Below are 17,601 nucleotides of genomic sequence, written 5' to 3' on the forward strand. Positions count from 1 at the left end.
TTGAGACCCCGTTAAGGCTCGCTTTAAGCTGTGTTTTTATTTTGTCACTAACTTATTGAAATTCAGTTGTTGCTTTACTGGCATTGTGAGTGTGTAAAAATTTAATTCGTACCGCAAATTAAAAGCGTGTTTTTTGTGAGTTTAGTCACCAAATATCGTTATATTCACTCCCTTTTACTGGCTATGTGGGAAAACTTATTTTATCATTCAAAAAATCAAGACAGATTGACCCAACTGATGCATGCCAGGTTACGCTTTGCCATGCACCTGAACAATCCGTCAACGGCTTACATTTACTTTCTGAGGTGAAGAATGAGACTGATTCCCCTGACTTCCGCTGAACAGGTCGGCAAATGGGCGGCACGCCATATCGTTAATCGCATCAACGCGTTCAAACCGACAGCCGATCGTCCGTTTGTTCTGGGTCTGCCGACAGGCGGCACGCCGTTGACAGCGTATAAAGCCTTAGTCGAAATGCACAAAGCGGGCCAGGTTAGCTTCAAACACGTCGTGACGTTCAATATGGACGAATATGTCGGCTTGCCAAAAGAGCATCCGGAAAGCTACTACAGCTTCATGCATCGCAATTTCTTTGACCATGTTGATATTCCAGCAGAAAATATCAACCTGCTCAACGGCAACGCGCCGGACATCGACGCCGAATGCCGTCAGTATGAAGAAAAGATCCGTTCCTACGGTAAAATCCACCTGTTCATGGGTGGTGTCGGTAATGATGGTCATATCGCCTTTAACGAACCGGCTTCGTCGCTGGCTTCTCGTACCCGTATCAAAACCCTGACGCATGACACCCGTGTGGCAAACTCCCGTTTCTTTGACGGCGACGTGGATCAGGTACCGAAGTACGCGCTGACCGTTGGCGTGGGTACCCTGCTGGACGCTGAAGAAGTGATGATTCTGGTGCTGGGTTCGCAGAAAGCGCAGGCGCTGCAGGCTGCGGTGGAAGGCAATGTAAACCACATGTGGACCATCAGCTGTCTGCAACTGCATCCGAAAGCGGTTGTGGTGTGCGATGAGCCATCCACAATGGAACTGAAAGTTAAGACACTGAAATATTTCAACGAGTTAGAAGCCGAAAATATCAAAGGTCTGTAATGTAGTCTCCGCCCTGTTTTATGTTCAGGGCGGCATTTTTTTGAAATCGGGGGTCGGAATGTATGCTTTAACCCAGGGCCGGATCTTCACCGGTCACGAAATTCTTGATGACCATGCGATTGTTGTCGCCAATGGCCTGATTGACCGCGTTTGTCCTGTGGCAGAACTGCCGCCAGAGATCGAACAACGTTCAGTGAACGGGGCCATTCTTTCCCCCGGCTTTATCGATGTCCAGCTCAACGGCTGCGGCGGCGTGCAGTTTAACGACACGGCAGAAGCCGTCACCGTTGAAACGCTGGAGATCATGCAGAAGGCCAACGAGAAATCGGGCTGCACCAACTACCTGCCTACGCTGATTACCACCAGCGATGATCTCATGAAGCAAGGCATTCGCGTGATGCGTGAATACCTGGCCAAACATCCGAATCAGGCGCTGGGTCTGCACCTGGAAGGCCCGTGGCTGAACCTGGTGAAAAAAGGGACGCACAATCCGAGCTTTGTCCGTCAGCCTGACGCTGCGCTGGTCGATTTCCTGTGCGATAATGCCGACGTAATCACCAAAGTGACGCTGGCGCCGGAAATGGTTCCTGCAGAAGTGATCAGCAAGTTGGCGAATGCCGGGATTGTAGTCTCCGCCGGGCACTCCAACGCCACGCTGAAAGAAGCGAAAGCCGGGTTCCGTGCAGGTATCACCTTTGCTACACATCTGTTCAATGCGATGCCTTATATCACCGGACGCGAACCGGGCCTGGCAGGTGCGATTCTGGATGAAGCTGATATCTATTGCGGCGTGATTGCCGACGGTCTGCACGTTGACTACGCCAATATCCGCAACGCCAAACGGCTGAAAGGCGACAAACTGTGCCTGGTGACGGATGCGACTGCGCCGGCAGGGGCAAATATTGAACAGTTCATTTTTGCTGGTAAAACAATATACTACCGCAATGGACTCTGTGTAGATGAGAACGGAACGCTGAGCGGTTCATCACTAACCATGATTGAAGGCGTGCGTAATCTGGTTGAACATTGCGGTATCGCACTCGACGAAGTGCTGCGCATGGCGACCCTCTACCCTGCGCGTGCCATCGGTGTTGAGAAACACCTCGGCAGTATCGCGGCGGGTAAAGTGGCGAACCTGACCGCTTTCACACACGACTTTAAAATCATCAAGACCATCGTTAATGGTAACGAGGTCGTTACTGAGTAAGAGAAAGTATGACACCAGGCGGACAAGCTCAAATAGGTAATGTTGATCTCGTAAAACAGCTTAACAGCGCGGCCGTTTACCGCCTGATTGACCAGCATGGGCCAATCTCGCGGATCCAGATTGCCGAACAAAGCCAGCTTGCCCCCGCCAGCGTAACCAAAATTACGCGTCAACTGATTGAACGCGGACTGATCAAAGAAGTCGATCAACAGGCCTCCACCGGAGGCCGCCGCGCCATCTCTATCGTCACCGAAACCCGCAGTTTCCACGCCATTGGCGTGCGTCTTGGCCGCCACGACGCGACCATCACCCTGTTCGACCTGAGCAGCAAAGTGCTGGCGGAAGAGCACTATCCTCTGCCCGAACGGACGCAGGAAACGCTGGAACACGCGTTGCTCAATGCCATTACCGCTTTTATTGACAGCAATCAGCGCAAAATCCGCGAGCTCATCGCCATTTCCGTGATTCTGCCGGGGCTTGTCGATCCGGAAAGCGGCAAGATCCACTATATGCCGCATATTCAGGTGGAGAACTGGGGACTGGTTGAGGCACTGGAAAAACGGTTCCTCGTCACCTGTTTTGTCGGTCACGATATCCGCAGTCTGGCGCTGGCAGAGCACTACTTTGGTGCAAGTCAGGATTGCGAAGATTCCATTCTGGTGCGCGTCCACCGCGGAACAGGCGCCGGAATCATCTCTAACGGGCGAATTTTTATTGGTCGTAACGGCAACGTTGGCGAGATTGGTCACATCCAGGTTGAACCATTGGGCGAGCGCTGCCACTGCGGCAACTTCGGTTGTCTGGAAACCATTGCTGCAAACGCGGCGATTGAACATCGCGTTCTTAATCTGCTCAAGCAAGGTTACCAGAGCCGTGTTCCGCTGGACGACTGCACGATCAAAACCATCTGCAAGGCGGCAAATAAGGGCGACAGCCTGGCTTCTGAGGTGATCGAGCACGTCGGGCGTCATCTGGGCAAAACCATTGCGATCGCCATCAACTTGTTTAATCCGCAAAAAGTCGTGATTGCCGGTGAGATCACCGAAGCCGATAAAGTGCTCTTACCCGCCATTGAAAGCTGCATTAATACGCAGGCGCTGAAGGCGTTTCGCACGAATTTGCCCGTGGTGCGTTCTACGTTGGATCACCGCTCGGCCATCGGTGCGTTTGCGCTGGTAAAACGCGCTATGCTCAACGGTATTTTGCTCCAGCATTTGCTGGAAAACTGATGCGCTCTTATAGTATCGGATTAATAACACATCTCCTGGGTAGTTCATGACCATTAAGAATGTCATTTGTGATATCGACGGCGTGCTAATGCACGACAACGTCGCCGTACCGGGTGCGGCGGAATTTTTGACTGGCGTAATGGAAAAAGGCCTGCCGCTGGTGCTGTTGACCAATTACCCGTCGCAGACCGGCCAGGATCTGGCGAACCGTTTCGCGACGGCTGGCGTCAATGTGCCGGACAGCGTGTTTTATACCTCGGCAATGGCGACTGCCGATTTCCTGCGTCGTCAGGAAGGGAAAAAGGCATATGTGGTCGGCGAAGGCGCACTGATCCACGAATTGTATAAAGCCGGTTTCACCATTACCGATGTAAACCCGGATTTCGTAATCGTTGGCGAGACCCGTTCCTACAACTGGGACATGATGCACAAAGCAGCTTACTTTGTGGCAAACGGCGCACGCTTTATCGCTACCAACCCGGACACTCACGGTCGCGGGTTTTATCCGGCCTGTGGCGCGCTCTGTGCAGGTATCGAAAAAATCTCCGGTCGTAAACCGTTCTACGTTGGTAAACCCAGTCCGTGGATCATTCGCGCGGCGTTAAATAAAATGCAGGCGCACTCGGAAGAGACGGTCATTGTTGGCGATAACCTGCGCACCGATATTCTCGCGGGCTTCCAGGCGGGACTCGAAACCATTCTGGTGCTCTCCGGCGTTTCCACGCTGGATGACATCGACAGTATGCCGTTCCGCCCGAGCTGGATTTATCCCTCCGTCGCTGAAATCGATGTTATTTAAAGCGAACCACGTCTCAGGACGTGGTTCTTCATTTCTGCCTCATGAAAAAAACACTCCATTCAACAAAAGTGGCAAAAAACTGATAATCCATCAATGAATATGCTCAATACGTAATCTTTTTTCACCATTCAGCAATAGCCATTGCGTTTTTTCTTTTTCAGACCGCAAACCCCTTGCGCCTCTTGTTTCTTTGCGGCATTTTCTTTAGCAAGCAAACACTAAAAGCATTACGCAACAGGTTAACGGAGAAGGTTATGTGTTCAATTTTCGGCGTATTCGATATTAAGTCAGATGCAGGTGAACTGCGTAAAAAAGCGCTTGAGCTGTCACGCCTGATGCGCCATCGCGGCCCGGACTGGTCCGGTATTTATGCCTGTGATAAGGCCATTCTGGCCCATGAACGTCTGTCGATTGTCGACGTCAACGCCGGTGCGCAGCCGCTGTATAACGAAAAGAAAACCCACGTGCTGGCCGTCAACGGTGAAATCTATAACCACCAGGCGCTGCGTGCAGAATATGGCGATCGCTACGCGTTCCAGACCGGCTCTGACTGCGAAGTGATCCTCGCGCTGTATCAGGAAAAAGGCGTAGAGTTTCTTGACGACCTGCAAGGGATGTTTGCCTTCGCGCTGTATGACAGCGAGCAGGATGCATATTTGATTGGTCGCGACCATATCGGCATTATCCCGCTGTATATGGGCTACGACGAATTCGGCAACCTGTATGTGGCGTCAGAAATGAAAGCGCTGGTGCCGGTGTGCCGCACCATTAAAGAGTTCCCGGCGGGAAGCTATCTGTGGAGCAAAGACGGTGAAATCCGTCAGTACTATCAGCGTGACTGGTTCGATTTTGACGCGGTAAAAGATAACGTTACCGACAAAAACGAACTGCGTCAGGCGCTGGAAGATTCCGTTAAAAGCCACCTGATGTCAGACGTGCCTTACGGCGTGCTGCTCTCTGGCGGCCTGGACTCTTCCGTTATCTCAGCGATCACCAAAAAATTCGCCGCTCGTCGTGTCGAAGATGACGAACGTTCTGAAGCCTGGTGGCCGCAACTCCACTCCTTCGCCGTCGGTCTGGAAGGCTCTCCGGATCTGAAAGCCGCGCAGGAAGTGGCGAACCATCTGGGGACCGTACACCATGAGATTCACTTTACGGTACAGGAAGGGCTGGACGCGATCCGCGACGTGATTTATCACATCGAAACTTACGATGTCACCACCATTCGCGCCTCCACGCCGATGTACTTAATGTCGCGTAAGATCAAGGCGATGGGCATCAAAATGGTGCTGTCTGGCGAAGGGTCAGATGAAGTGTTCGGCGGCTATCTCTATTTCCATAAGGCGCCAGACGCCAAAGAACTGCACGAAGAGACCGTACGTAAACTCCAGGCGCTGCACATGTTCGACTGCGCCCGCGCCAACAAGGCGATGTCGGCCTGGGGGGTGGAAGCACGCGTCCCGTTCCTGGATAAAAAATTCCTCGACGTGGCGATGCGCATCAACCCGGAAGATAAAATGTGCGGCAACGGCAAGATGGAAAAACATATCCTTCGCGAATGTTTTGAATCCTATCTGCCGGCAAGCGTCGCATGGCGTCAGAAAGAGCAGTTCTCCGACGGTGTGGGTTACAGTTGGATCGACACCCTGAAAGAGGTGGCCGCTAAGCAAGTTTCCGATCAGCAACTGGAAACCGCCCGCTTCCGCTTCCCGTACAACACGCCGTCCTCAAAAGAAGCGTATCTGTACCGCGAGATCTTCGAAGAGTTGTTCCCGGTACCAAGCGCTGCAGAATGTGTACCGGGTGGCCCTTCCGTCGCCTGCTCTTCTGCTAAGGCGATCGAATGGGACGAAGCGTTCAAAACCATGAACGATCCATCCGGTCGCGCAGTGGGTGTTCACCAGTCCGCTTATCAATAAGCCACGCTGATGAAAAAGGGCCTTTCGGGGCCCTTTTTTGATCCTGAAAAACGGTTCAGAAAGCGATTAATAACCAATAATTGCCGAATATTGCGCCACGCTGTTCGCAACCTAACCAAACAGTCACATTCCGGGCGTTTTCGATGAAAAAGGGGTTGACGCTTCAAGGCTCAATACGCATAATGCGCCCCGCAACGCCGATAAGGTAAGCGCGAAAAAAGAGGGCTACGTAGCTCAGTTGGTTAGAGCACATCACTCATAATGATGGGGTCACAGGTTCGAATCCCGTCGTAGCCACCATATTCAGAACACGTTAGTTTCTTTAAACGGGTTCAAAAACAATTTGTTGGGGTATCGCCAAGCGGTAAGGCACCGGATTCTGATTCCGGCATTCCGAGGTTCGAATCCTCGTACCCCAGCCAAATTTCAAGATGTACTGCACTATTGGATATCTCCAGGCTGTAAAGCACCGGGCTGAGTCCGGCGCGAGATAACCGACATACCATTGGGGTATCGCCAAGCGGTAAGGCACCGGATTCTGATTCCGGCATTCCGAGGTTCGAATCCTCGTACCCCAGCCACATCAGAAAAGCTCGCTTCGGCGAGCTTTTTGCTTTTCTGCTAGTGACCAACGAACAGGCCTGATAAGCGTACCGCCATCAGGCCTTTATCAACGCTACAGCCCTAATGCGTATTTCAGCGCCTGACGTTTTAACACGCCAGCGCGTTCAGCCGCCATTAGTCCAAGGTTACGAATAATTCGCAGCGGCTGCAGATCATTACTGAATCCGGCGTAGAACAGATCCATCCCGCTTTGCATGATGAAGTTATCCGCCATGCGCCGGGTCTGGTAACGTTTCAGAACCGGCTGACTCGCCCAGGCCTCGCCATAACTGCGGGCATTCACCAGCACATCAATCAGCGCATCCACGTCGCGATAGCCCAGGTTTACCCCCTGCCCGGCCAGCGGATGAATGGTGTGCGCCGCATCACCAACCAGCGCCAGCCCCGGCTGCACATATTGCAGGGCATGACGGCGCGTCAGCGGAAACGCACCTGCCGCGACGGGCATCACCTGTCCCAGACGCGCCGGGAAATGCTTCGCGATCTCCGTCTGAAGCTGCGACATACTTAGCCCCTGCAACTGACGGATCCGCGCCGGTGAGTCATACCACACCAGCGATGCCCAGTTGTCGAACAGCGGCAGAAACGCGCGCGGCCCCTCCGGCGTAAACTGCTGCCAGGTGCTGTCACCAGGGTCATTCTCGCACTGAACGGTAATCAGCATACAGGATTGCGCATACTGCCAGGCGTGAATGCCAATGCCGGCCATCTGCCGCACCTGCGAATTTGCGCCATCCGCGCCAATCACCAGTTTTGCGGTGATTCGCTCGCCACCGGCCAGTTCCAGCTCATGACGTTCGTTATGGCGATGCAGCGCAATCAGCGAAGCCGGAACCCGCAGCGTCACTTTCGGATGCGCTTCCAGCGCTTGCCAGAGCGCCTGTTGCAAAACGTTGTTTTCAACCATATACCCAAGTAGCGGCAGCTTCAGTTCGCTGGCGTCAAACACCACATGTGCGTTTTCCCATTCCCAGGTTTCCAGTCGACGATAGGGATGACTGCGCATCCCCTGCACGGCATCCCAGACGCCGAGTCCCTTCAGCAGTGAAACCGAGGCGGCGCTGATCGCCGAAATACGCACGTCCGGCTGGCTGTGTGCAACAAACGGCGCAGGCGCGGCGTGTTCAATCACCGTTACTGTGAAGCCGTGTTGGGCCAGTCCCAGCGCCAGTGCGCCACCGACCATTCCCCCGCCGACAATGGCAATTTCCGTTGGTTGATTTGTCATGGTCAATCATCCTGTTGCATGAATAAGACAAGTTTACAGGATTTTTTACCCCTTGAGGCTGATAACGGTCATACTGGTCACCAGGGCAGCAAAGCATTACACTATGCGCCCTGCAATTCAGCCACTATTTCGCAAGAGCAAGTCGATGACCAAAAAACTCCATATTAAAACCTGGGGCTGTCAGATGAACGAATACGATTCATCGAAGATGGCCGATCTGCTGGATGCCACTCACGGGTATCAACTGACCGATGTGGCGGAAGAAGCGGATGTGCTGCTGCTGAATACCTGCTCAATCCGCGAGAAGGCTCAGGAAAAAGTCTTCCATCAGTTGGGCCGCTGGAAGCTCTTGAAAGAGAAAAATCCCGATCTGATCATCGGCGTCGGCGGGTGTGTGGCGTCTCAGGAAGGCGATCATATCCGCCAACGCGCGCATTATGTCGACATTATCTTCGGGCCGCAAACGCTGCATCGCCTGCCGGAAATGATTAACTCCGTTCGCGGCAACCGTAGTCCGGTTGTTGATATTAGCTTCCCGGAGATCGAGAAGTTTGACCGCCTGCCAGAACCGCGTGCGGAAGGTCCGACCGCGTTTGTCTCTATTATGGAAGGCTGCAACAAATATTGTACTTACTGCGTGGTGCCTTACACCCGCGGTGAGGAAGTCAGCCGTCCGTCTGATGACATTCTGTTTGAAATCGCCCAGCTCGCCGCTCAGGGCGTCCGTGAAGTCAATCTACTTGGCCAGAACGTCAACGCCTGGCGCGGACAAAACTACGACGGTACCACCGGTTCGTTCGCCGACCTGCTGCGTCTTGTTGCCGCCATTGACGGTATCGATCGCATCCGCTTCACCACCAGCCATCCGATCGAGTTCACCGACGACATTATCGACGTCTATCGCGACACGCCGGAACTGGTGAGCTTCCTGCACCTGCCGGTACAGAGCGGTTCGGATCGCGTACTGAACCTGATGGGACGAACCCACACGGCGCTGGAATATAAAGCGATCATTCGCAAGCTGCGTGCGGCACGTCCGGACATTCAGATAAGCTCCGACTTCATCGTCGGCTTCCCGGGTGAAACCACCCAGGACTTCGAGCAGACCATGAAGCTGATTGCTGACGTTAATTTCGACATGAGCTACAGCTTCATCTTCTCTGCACGTCCGGGAACGCCAGCCGCCGATATGGTCGATGATGTGCCGGAAGAAGAGAAGAAACAGCGTCTGTATATTCTTCAGGATCGCATTAACCAGCAGGCGATGGCCTGGAGCCGTCGTATGCTCGGCACCGTTCAGCGTATTCTGGTAGAAGGAACGTCGCGTAAGAGCATCATGGAACTGTCTGGTCGTACCGAAAATAACCGCGTGGTGAACTTCGAAGGCACGCCGGAGATGATTGGTAAATTTGTCGATGTGGAAATTACCGATGTCTGGACCAACTCACTGCGCGGGAAAGTGGTGCGTACCGAAGACGAAATGGGTCTGCGCATTGCAGAAACCCCGGAATCGGTGATTGCGCGAACCCGTAAAGAGAACGAGATTGGCGTCGGGTTCTGGCAGCCTTAATTCTGCTGAAAACATCAAAATGCCCGATAACGCTGCGCTTATCGGGCCTACAAAGCACGACGCTTCATAGGCCCGATAAGGCTCTTGTATTTCCTCTCTGCGCCCCCATCTTTATTCCAGTGCTTGCGCCTTTCACCTGTGGCGTGAATAATTTCCTGACAGGCCGGTGAATGTTCGCCTTCCGGCTCCCTATGCATAAGAGGAACAGTTTGAACACAGACACTCGCGAAATTACCCTTGAGCCCGCAGACAACGCCCGCCTGCTGAGCCTTTGCGGCCCGTTTGACGACAACATCAAACAGCTGGAACGCCGTCTCGGCATCGAGATTAACCGCCGTGACAACCATTTTAAACTGACCGGTCGCCCGATTTGCGTCACCGCTGCGGCAGATATCCTGCGCAGCCTGTATGTGGATACTGCGCCGATGCGCGGCCAGACGCAGGATATCGAACCGGAACAAATCCACCTTGCGATTAAAGAAGCGCGTGTGCTTGAGCAGAGCGCTGAGAGCGTTCCCGAGTACGGCAAAGCGGTCAATATCAAAACCAAGCGTGGTGTGATTAAACCGCGTACACCTAACCAGGCGCAGTACATCGCCAACATTCTCGACCATGACATCACCTTCGGCGTCGGTCCTGCCGGTACAGGGAAAACCTACCTCGCCGTTGCCGCTGCCGTGGATGCCCTTGAGCGCCAGGAGATCCGCCGTATTCTGCTGACCCGTCCGGCGGTTGAAGCCGGGGAAAAACTGGGCTTCCTGCCAGGCGATTTGAGCCAGAAGGTCGACCCGTATCTGCGCCCGCTGTATGACGCCCTGTTCGAAATGCTCGGCTTCGAGAAAGTTGAAAAGCTGATTGAGCGCAACGTGATTGAAGTGGCTCCGCTGGCCTATATGCGCGGACGTACACTGAACGATGCCTTTATCATTCTTGATGAAAGTCAGAACACCACTATCGAACAGATGAAGATGTTCCTGACCCGTATCGGCTTTAACTCGAAGGCGGTGATTACCGGCGACGTCACGCAGATTGACCTGCCGCGCAACATCAAATCGGGTCTGCGCCATGCCGTTGAGGTGCTGGCAGAGGTCGACGAGATCAGCTTTAACTTCTTCCACAGCGAAGACGTCGTGCGCCACCCGGTGGTAGCCCGTATCGTTAACGCCTATGAAGCCTGGGAAGAAGCCGAACAAAAACGTAAAGCCGAGCTGGCTGCCGAGCGCAAGCGTGAAGCTCAGGAACAACAGGAACAGAAATGAGTCAGGTGATCCTTGATTTGCAACTGGCGTGTGAGAACAACAGCGGTTTGCCAGAAGAGAGCCAGTTTCAGACCTGGTTGAATGCGGTTATCCCGCAATTTCAGGAAGAATCAGAAGTGACGATTCGCCTGGTGGACGAGGCCGAAAGCCACGACCTCAATCTGACCTATCGTGGGAAAGATAAGCCGACCAACGTGCTCTCTTTTCCGTTTGAAGCGCCGCCAGGGATTGAAATGCCGCTGCTCGGTGATTTGATCATCTGCCGTCAGGTAGTTGAACAGGAAGCCCGGGATCAAGGTAAGCCGCTGGATGCCCACTGGGCGCACATGGTCGTCCACGGCAGCCTGCATTTGCTGGGTTACGATCATATCGAAGACGACGAGGCAGAAGAGATGGAATCCCTCGAGACAGAGATTATGCTTGCTCTGGGCTATGAGGATCCGTACATTGCCGAGAAGGAATAAGCGACCGGGCGAATGCCCGGTGGTTTCTGGTGATGCCATGCGCTGAGTTTGCGCGCATTGAGCAAGAGATTAACTAACAAGAGAACCCATACGACGCCATGAGCGACGACAATTCACACAGTAGTGACACGTTAAGCAGCAAGAAGGGATTTTTCTCCCTGTTACTGAGCCAACTTTTCCACGGTGAACCGAAAAACCGTGATGAATTGCTGGCGCTGATCCGTGATTCCGGGCAGAACGACCTTATCGATGAAGATACGCGCGATATGCTCGAAGGGGTGATGGACATTGCGGACCAGCGCGTTCGCGACATCATGATTCCCCGCTCCCAGATGATTACCCTGAAACGCAACCAGACGCTGGACGAATGCCTCGATGTCATCATCGAGTCCGCCCACTCGCGTTTTCCGGTGATCAGCGAAGACAAAGATCACATTGAAGGGATTCTGATGGCCAAGGACTTGCTGCCGTTTATGCGCAGCGATGCCGAAGCCTTCAGCATGGAGAAAGTGTTACGCCAGGCCGTTGTCGTCCCGGAGAGCAAACGCGTTGACCGTATGCTCAAAGAGTTTCGCTCTCAGCGTTACCATATGGCTATCGTCATCGACGAATTCGGCGGTGTCTCTGGTCTGGTCACCATTGAAGATATCCTCGAACTGATCGTCGGTGAAATCGAAGATGAATACGACGAAGAAGATGATATCGACTTCCGTCAGCTCAGTCGCCATACCTGGACCATTCGCGCGCTCGCGCCGATCGAAGACTTCAATGATGCCTTCGGCACCAGCTTTAGCGACGAAGAGGTCGATACCATTGGGGGTCTGGTGATGCAGGCGTTTGGTCACCTGCCCGCACGGGGTGAAACCATTGATATCGATGGTTACCAGTTCAAAGTGGCCATGGCCGACAGCCGTCGTATTATTCAGGTTCACGTCAGAATTCCGGATGACTCCCCCCAGCCAAAACTGGACGAATAACACCGAACGGGAAGAAGAACTCAATGGCTTTTGCCTCATTACTTGAACGCCAGCGCATTCGCCTGCTGCTGGCGTTATTATTCGGTGCCTGCGGTACGCTGGCTTTTTCTCCTTATGACATCTGGCCCGCTGCGATTGTGTCGCTGATGGGCTTGCAGGCACTCACCCTGAATCGTCGCCCGCGTCAGTCAGCTGCTATCGGCTATTTCTGGGGACTGGGACTCTTCGGTACAGGTATCAACTGGGTTTACGTCAGTATCGCGCAGTTTGGTGGGATGCCAGGCCCGGTGAACGTCTTCCTTGTGGTGCTGCTCGCGGCATACCTTTCGCTGTATACCGGACTGTTTGCTGGCGTACTTACGCGTCTGTGGCCAAAAACCAGCTGGCTGCGGGTTGCTATTGCTGCGCCGGTGGTCTGGCAGCTAACGGAATTTCTGCGTGGCTGGGTGCTGACCGGATTTCCATGGCTGCAGTTCGGCTACAGTCAGATCGACGGCCCGCTGAAAGGGCTGGCACCGGTCATGGGTGTCGAAGCCATAAACTTCCTGTTGATGATGGTCAGCGGATTGCTGGTTCTCTCGCTGGTCAGCCGTAACTGGCGTCCGCTGGTGGTCGCCATCGTTCTTTTCGCGCTCCCTTTCCCACTGCGCTATATCCAGTGGTTCACCCTGGAGCCGGAAAGAACAACCCGCGTGTCGCTGGTTCAGGGCAATATCCCGCAGTCGTTGAAATGGGACGAAGGCCAGTTGATGAATACGCTCAAGATCTATCTGGATGCGACGCAGCCCGAAATGGGGAAATCGCAGCTGATCATCTGGCCGGAATCCGCCATTCCGGATCTGGAAATCAACCAGCAGCGCTTTCTGGGCATGCTGGATGACCTGTTGCGTTCGAAGAACAGCTCGTTGATTACCGGTATTGTCGATGCGCGACTGAACAAGCAAAACCGTTACGACACCTACAACACCATCATCACGTTGGGGAAAGACAATCCTTACCGTTATGACTCCACCAACCGCTACAACAAAAACCATCTGGTGCCGTTTGGTGAGTTTGTGCCGCTGGAATCCATTCTTCGCCCCTTAGCGCCGTTCTTTGACCTGCCGATGTCCTCGTTCAGCCGTGGCCCGTACATTCAGCCGCAGCTGCATGCGCACGGTTTAGCACTGACCGCCGCGATTTGCTACGAGATCATTCTGGGTGAACAGGTACGCGATAACTTCCGCCCGGACACGGACTTTCTGCTAACCATCTCCAACGATGCGTGGTTTGGTAAGTCGATTGGTCCTTGGCAGCATTTCCAGATGGCGCGGATGCGCTCGCTGGAGCTGGCACGCCCCCTGCTGCGCAGTACTAACAACGGTATTACAGCGGTGATTGGTCCGCAGGGCGAGATTCAGGCGATGATCCCGCAATTTACGCGCCAGGTGTTAACCGTCGATGTAACGCCAACAATGGGCTTAACGCCATATGCTCGCACCGGCAACTGGCCGCTGTGGCTCCTGACCGCGCTGTTCGGTTTTGCCGCCGTGTTAATGAGTTTGCGTCAACGTCGTAAATAATCGATTTCTCCCTGTATCAGGCCGGATAACCGCGCTTACGCGTCTTATCCGGCCTACCATTCTCCATCCTCTTCTTCCATTCTGGCACGCCTATTGCTTTGTTAACAAAGGCAAACCTGTTTTTGGCGTTCAGCGCAACGTCGTCGCACTAAAGCAGTTCACCAGTAGCACCGAAACGGTGCAACGAGGGATTTTTGCCTCTAAACGGTGCGGCGCACTTCGCAAAAATAAACAATAACGCAGCAATATCTTTACATTAAGCCAGACTAAATGTTAACAAACAGGTAAAACACTGCACGCTTAAGTTGCAGGTGATAACAACACAGACACTCACAATAGGTATCACTGCGTCGACGGCGCAGACGATAAGGAGTTGGATATGCAATTACGTAAGCTAGCCGCAGCAATGCTGGTAATGGGAATGTCAGCCGGTCTGGTACATGCGGAAGATGCGCCCCCTGCCGCAGGCAGCACGCTGGACAAGATCGCCAAAAACGGCGTTATCGTCGTCGGTCACCGTGAATCCTCCGTGCCGTTCTCTTATTACGACAATCAGCAGAAAGTGGTGGGTTATTCTCAGGATTACTCCAACGCCATCGTTGAAGCCGTGAAGAAGAAGCTGAACAAGCCCGATCTGCAGGTGAAGCTGATCCCGATTACGTCGCAGAACCGTATTCCGCTGCTGCAAAACGGCACTTTCGACTTTGAGTGCGGGTCCACCACCAACAACCTTGAGCGCCAGAAACAGGCCGCTTTCTCTGACACCATCTTTGTCGTCGGCACCCGTCTGCTGGCGAAAAAAGGCGGCGACATTAAAGACTTCCCGGACCTGAAAGGCAAAGCGGTTGTTGTCACCTCAGGTACCACCTCTGAAATTCTGCTGCACAAGCTGAACGACGAGCAAAAAATGGATATGCGTATCATCAGCGCTAAAGACCACGGTGACTCTTTCCGTACCCTGGAAAGCGGTCGCGCCGTTGCCTTTATGATGGATGATGCCCTGCTGGCCGGTGAACGCGCGAAGGCGAAGAAACCGGACAACTGGGAAATCGTCGGCAAACCACAGTCTCAGGAAGCTTACGGCTGCATGCTGCGTAAGAACGATCCTGAGTTCAAAAAGCTGATGGATGACACCATCGCCCAGGCGCAGACTTCAGGCGAAGCCGCGAAATGGTTTGATAAGTGGTTCAAAAATCCGATCCCACCGAAAAACCTGAACATGAACTTCGAACTGTCGGACGAAATGCAAGCGCTGTTCAAAGAACCGAATGATAAAGCACTTAACTAACTAGAACGAAATGGGGCGGGAACTCCTTGCCCTCTCGATTGCTATGCAGCACGGACAGACTATATGCCTGATGGTCGTTCCCCATCAGGCCTGAAAACCGAAGTACGCTGGATAACAATCTTCGAGGGTAGCGCTGCTACCCTTATTTTTTCGGAGTAGATGTATGTCAATAGACTGGAACTGGGGCATCTTTTTACAACAGGCCCCATTCGGCAACACCACCTATCTCGGCTGGCTCTGGAGCGGTTTCCAGGTTACCGTCGCACTTTCCATCACCGCCTGGATCATTGCCTTCCTGGTCGGTTCTTTATTTGGCATTTTACGCACCGTCCCGAATCGCTTCTTTTCCGGGATCGGCACCCTGTATGTAGAACTGTTCCGTAACGTACCGCTGATCGTCCAGTTCTTCACCTGGTATCTGGTGGTGCCTGAACTGCTGCCAGAAGATCTTGGCATGTGGTTTAAGGCAGAACTGGATCCCAATATTCAGTTCTTCGTATCGTCCATGCTCTGTCTGGGGCTGTTTACCGCCGCGCGCGTTTGCGAACAGGTTCGTGCCGCCATTCAGTCACTGCCACGCGGTCAAAAAAACGCAGCGCTGGCGATGGGACTGACCCTGCCGCAGGCCTACCGCTACGTGTTGTTGCCTAACGCCTATCGGGTGATCGTCCCGCCGATGACCTCTGAGATGATGAACCTGGTGAAAAACTCCGCCATCGCCTCGACCATCGGTCTGGTCGATATGGCCGCGCAGGCCGGGAAGCTGCTCGATTACTCGGCGCATGCCTGGGAGTCATTTACCGCCATTACCCTGGCGTACGTGTTGATTAATGCCTTCATCATGCTGGTGATGAGTCTGGTGGAACGTAAAATCCGCCTGCCTGGCAATCTGGGAGGCAAATAATGTACGAATTCGACTGGAGTTCAATTGTCCCTTCCCTGCCCTATCTGCTGGATGGGCTGCTCATTACGCTGAAAATTACCGTCACCGCGGTGATTATCGGTATTGTCTGGGGCACTATTCTCGCCGTTATGCGCCTTTCCAGTTTTGCGCCTGTCGCCTGGTTTGCTAAAGCGTACGTTAACGTCTTCCGCTCCATCCCGCTGGTGATGGTACTGTTGTGGTTCTACCTGATTGTGCCGGGGCTATTACAGGACGTACTGGGGCTGTCGCCGAAAACCGATATTCGCCTGATTTCAGCAATGGTCGCATTTTCGATGTTTGAAGCCGCCTATTACTCCGAAATTATCCGTGCGGGCATCCAGAGTATTTCCCGCGGACAGTCAAGTGCGGCGCTGGCGTTGGGGATGACCCACTGGCAGTCAATGAAGCTCATCATTTTGCCGCAGGCGTTTCGCGCAATGGTGCCGCTGCTGCTGACGCAGGGTATCGTCCTGTTCCAGGATACGTCTCTGGTGTACGTCTTAAGTCTCGCGGATTTCTTCCGCACTGCGTCTACGATTGGCGAGCGTGATGGTACACAGGTCGAAATGATCCTGTTTGCCGGTGCCGTTTACTTTGTTATCAGCCTGAGCGCGTCGTTGTTGGTCAGCTATTTGAAGAAAAGGACAGTTTAATGATTACCCTGAAAAATGTTTCTAAATGGTATGGTCACTTTCAGGTGCTGACCGACTGCTCCACGGAAGTGAAAAAAGGCGAAGTGGTGGTCGTCTGCGGCCCGTCAGGTTCCGGAAAGTCGACGCTGATCAAAACCGTTAACGGTCTGGAGCCGGTGCAAAAAGGTGAAATCACCGTGAACGGTATCATGGTCAACGACAAAAAAACCGATCTGGCGAAGTTACGCTCACGCGTCGGGATGGTGTTCCAGCACTTTGAGCTGTTCCCGCATCTGTCGATTATTGAAAACCTGACCCTGGCGCAGGTAAAAGTGCTTAAGCGTGATAAAGCCCCGGCGCGTGAAAAAGCGCAGAAGTTGCTGGAACGCGTGGGCCTTGCCGCGCATGCCAATAAATATCCAGCGCAGCTTTCCGGCGGCCAGCAGCAGCGTGTGGCGATTGCCCGCGCGCTGTGTATGGATCCTATCGCCATGCTGTTCGATGAGCCCACTTCGGCGCTTGATCCAGAGATGATCAACGAAGTACTGGACGTTATGGTTGAACTGGCCAACGAAGGGATGACCATGATGGTGGTGACCCATGAAATGGGCTTTGCCCGCAAAGTGGCGAATCGGGTGATCTTTATGGACGAAGGAAAAATCGTTGAGGACTCACCGAAAGAAGAGTTCTTCGCTAACCCGAAATCCGAACGCGCAAAAGACTTCCTCGCCAAAATCCTGCATTAATCTTTTCGGCGCGCATGTCAGAGTGCGCGCCATCTCACGCTTTCTTGCCTCGCTCCTCG

Annotated in this window: 15 protein-coding genes and 3 tRNA genes; 17 read left to right on the forward strand and 1 reads right to left on the reverse strand. The window is 53.5% G+C overall.

Annotation, left to right across the window (positions count from 1 at the left end; genetic code table 11):
* Positions 1-312: 312 nt before the first annotated feature.
* The 8 genes from nagB (at position 313) to JTI98_RS19475 (ending at position 6,848) form a co-directional block, all read left to right on the forward strand.
* Positions 313-1,113, forward strand: coding sequence for a glucosamine-6-phosphate deaminase (gene nagB / locus JTI98_RS19440; protein ID WP_043001402.1), 801 nt, complete (start codon positions 313-315; stop codon positions 1,111-1,113).
* A gap of 58 nt (positions 1,114-1,171) precedes the next feature.
* Positions 1,172-2,320, forward strand: a complete 1,149-nt coding sequence (gene nagA / locus JTI98_RS19445; protein ID WP_043001403.1) for an N-acetylglucosamine-6-phosphate deacetylase — start codon at positions 1,172-1,174, stop codon at positions 2,318-2,320.
* A gap of 8 nt (positions 2,321-2,328) precedes the next feature.
* The gene (gene nagC, locus JTI98_RS19450) at positions 2,329-3,549 is read left to right on the forward strand and encodes a DNA-binding transcriptional regulator NagC (RefSeq protein WP_156595408.1); all 1,221 of its coding nucleotides are present in this window, start codon (positions 2,329-2,331) and stop codon (positions 3,547-3,549) included.
* Between the two features lie 46 nt (positions 3,550-3,595).
* The gene (nagD, locus tag JTI98_RS19455) at positions 3,596-4,348 is read left to right on the forward strand and encodes a ribonucleotide monophosphatase NagD (protein WP_042320681.1); all 753 of its coding nucleotides are present in this window, start codon (positions 3,596-3,598) and stop codon (positions 4,346-4,348) included.
* A 254-nt stretch (positions 4,349-4,602) separates the two neighbouring features.
* Complete coding sequence (gene asnB / locus JTI98_RS19460; RefSeq protein WP_043001405.1) at positions 4,603-6,267, forward strand: asparagine synthase B; 1,665 nt, start codon at positions 4,603-4,605, stop codon at positions 6,265-6,267.
* A 223-nt stretch (positions 6,268-6,490) separates the two neighbouring features.
* A tRNA-Met gene (locus JTI98_RS19465) sits at positions 6,491-6,567 on the forward strand.
* 47 nt (positions 6,568-6,614) lie between these two features.
* Positions 6,615-6,689, forward strand: a tRNA-Gln gene (locus JTI98_RS19470).
* An 84-nt stretch (positions 6,690-6,773) separates the two neighbouring features.
* Positions 6,774-6,848, forward strand: a tRNA-Gln gene (locus JTI98_RS19475).
* Between the two features lie 95 nt (positions 6,849-6,943).
* Here JTI98_RS19475 and ubiF read toward each other — a convergent pair.
* A complete protein-coding gene (ubiF, locus tag JTI98_RS19480) occupies positions 6,944-8,119 on the reverse strand; it encodes a 3-demethoxyubiquinol 3-hydroxylase (protein WP_054176136.1) in 1,176 nt (391 codons plus the stop codon).
* A gap of 145 nt (positions 8,120-8,264) precedes the next feature.
* Between ubiF and miaB the strand changes: the two genes are divergently transcribed.
* From miaB to gltL, 9 genes are all read left to right on the forward strand, one after another.
* Positions 8,265-9,689, forward strand: a complete 1,425-nt coding sequence (gene miaB / locus JTI98_RS19485; RefSeq protein ID WP_043001407.1) for a tRNA (N6-isopentenyl adenosine(37)-C2)-methylthiotransferase MiaB — start codon at positions 8,265-8,267, stop codon at positions 9,687-9,689.
* A 209-nt stretch (positions 9,690-9,898) separates the two neighbouring features.
* A complete protein-coding gene (locus JTI98_RS19490; protein ID WP_043001408.1) occupies positions 9,899-10,948 on the forward strand; it encodes a PhoH family protein in 1,050 nt (349 codons plus the stop codon).
* Positions 10,945-11,412: an rRNA maturation RNase YbeY gene (gene ybeY, locus JTI98_RS19495; protein WP_044326656.1), complete on the forward strand. Its 468-nt coding sequence runs from the start codon at positions 10,945-10,947 to the stop codon at positions 11,410-11,412. Before JTI98_RS19490 ends, ybeY begins: the two co-directional genes overlap by 4 nt.
* Before the next feature lie 98 nt (positions 11,413-11,510).
* Positions 11,511-12,389: a CNNM family magnesium/cobalt transport protein CorC gene (corC, locus tag JTI98_RS19500; RefSeq protein WP_054176134.1), complete on the forward strand. Its 879-nt coding sequence runs from the start codon at positions 11,511-11,513 to the stop codon at positions 12,387-12,389.
* Between the two features lie 23 nt (positions 12,390-12,412).
* A complete protein-coding gene (gene lnt, locus JTI98_RS19505) occupies positions 12,413-13,951 on the forward strand; it encodes an apolipoprotein N-acyltransferase (protein WP_216081689.1) in 1,539 nt (512 codons plus the stop codon).
* 379 nt (positions 13,952-14,330) lie between these two features.
* Positions 14,331-15,239 (forward strand): amino acid ABC transporter substrate-binding protein, encoded by a 909-nt coding sequence (locus JTI98_RS19510; RefSeq protein ID WP_216081690.1) that lies wholly within the window; start codon positions 14,331-14,333, stop codon positions 15,237-15,239.
* Positions 15,240-15,402: 163 nt separating this feature from the next.
* The gene (gene gltJ / locus JTI98_RS19515; RefSeq protein WP_044256590.1) at positions 15,403-16,143 is read left to right on the forward strand and encodes a glutamate/aspartate ABC transporter permease GltJ; all 741 of its coding nucleotides are present in this window, start codon (positions 15,403-15,405) and stop codon (positions 16,141-16,143) included.
* Entirely contained in the window at positions 16,143-16,817 is a 675-nt protein-coding gene (gltK, locus tag JTI98_RS19520) for a glutamate/aspartate ABC transporter permease GltK (protein ID WP_043001414.1), read from the forward strand. Before gltJ ends, gltK begins: the two co-directional genes overlap by 1 nt.
* On the forward strand, positions 16,817-17,542 hold the full coding sequence (gltL, locus tag JTI98_RS19525) for a glutamate/aspartate ABC transporter ATP-binding protein GltL (protein WP_043001415.1): 726 nt from the start codon (positions 16,817-16,819) through the stop codon (positions 17,540-17,542). The genes gltK and gltL overlap by 1 nt, the downstream gene beginning before the upstream one ends.
* The last annotated feature ends 59 nt before the right edge of the window (positions 17,543-17,601 follow it).

This window comes from Citrobacter sp. MGH 55, from assembly GCF_016906145.1.
GTDB lineage: Bacteria > Pseudomonadota > Gammaproteobacteria > Enterobacterales > Enterobacteriaceae > Citrobacter_A > Citrobacter_A amalonaticus.

Excerpts from the sequence above, each read along its gene's own strand:
- nagC (WP_156595408.1), top strand. The coding sequence starts at position 2,329 with ATGACACCAGGCGGACAAGCTCAAATAGGTAATGTTGATCTCGTAAAA.
- JTI98_RS19510 (WP_216081690.1), top strand. The coding sequence starts at position 14,331 with ATGCAATTACGTAAGCTAGCCGCAGCAATGCTGGTAATGGGAATGTCA.
- nagD (WP_042320681.1), top strand. The coding sequence starts at position 3,596 with ATGACCATTAAGAATGTCATTTGTGATATCGACGGCGTGCTAATGCAC.
- gltK (WP_043001414.1), top strand. The coding sequence starts at position 16,143 with ATGTACGAATTCGACTGGAGTTCAATTGTCCCTTCCCTGCCCTATCTG.
- asnB (WP_043001405.1), top strand. The coding sequence starts at position 4,603 with ATGTGTTCAATTTTCGGCGTATTCGATATTAAGTCAGATGCAGGTGAA.
- miaB (WP_043001407.1), top strand. The coding sequence starts at position 8,265 with ATGACCAAAAAACTCCATATTAAAACCTGGGGCTGTCAGATGAACGAA.
- gltJ (WP_044256590.1), top strand. The coding sequence starts at position 15,403 with ATGTCAATAGACTGGAACTGGGGCATCTTTTTACAACAGGCCCCATTC.
- gltL (WP_043001415.1), top strand. The coding sequence starts at position 16,817 with ATGATTACCCTGAAAAATGTTTCTAAATGGTATGGTCACTTTCAGGTG.
- ybeY (WP_044326656.1), top strand. The coding sequence starts at position 10,945 with ATGAGTCAGGTGATCCTTGATTTGCAACTGGCGTGTGAGAACAACAGC.
- nagA (WP_043001403.1), top strand. The coding sequence starts at position 1,172 with ATGTATGCTTTAACCCAGGGCCGGATCTTCACCGGTCACGAAATTCTT.
- corC (WP_054176134.1), top strand. The coding sequence starts at position 11,511 with ATGAGCGACGACAATTCACACAGTAGTGACACGTTAAGCAGCAAGAAG.
- lnt (WP_216081689.1), top strand. The coding sequence starts at position 12,413 with ATGGCTTTTGCCTCATTACTTGAACGCCAGCGCATTCGCCTGCTGCTG.
- nagB (WP_043001402.1), top strand. The coding sequence starts at position 313 with ATGAGACTGATTCCCCTGACTTCCGCTGAACAGGTCGGCAAATGGGCG.
- ubiF (WP_054176136.1), bottom strand. The coding sequence starts at position 8,119 with ATGACAAATCAACCAACGGAAATTGCCATTGTCGGCGGGGGAATGGTC.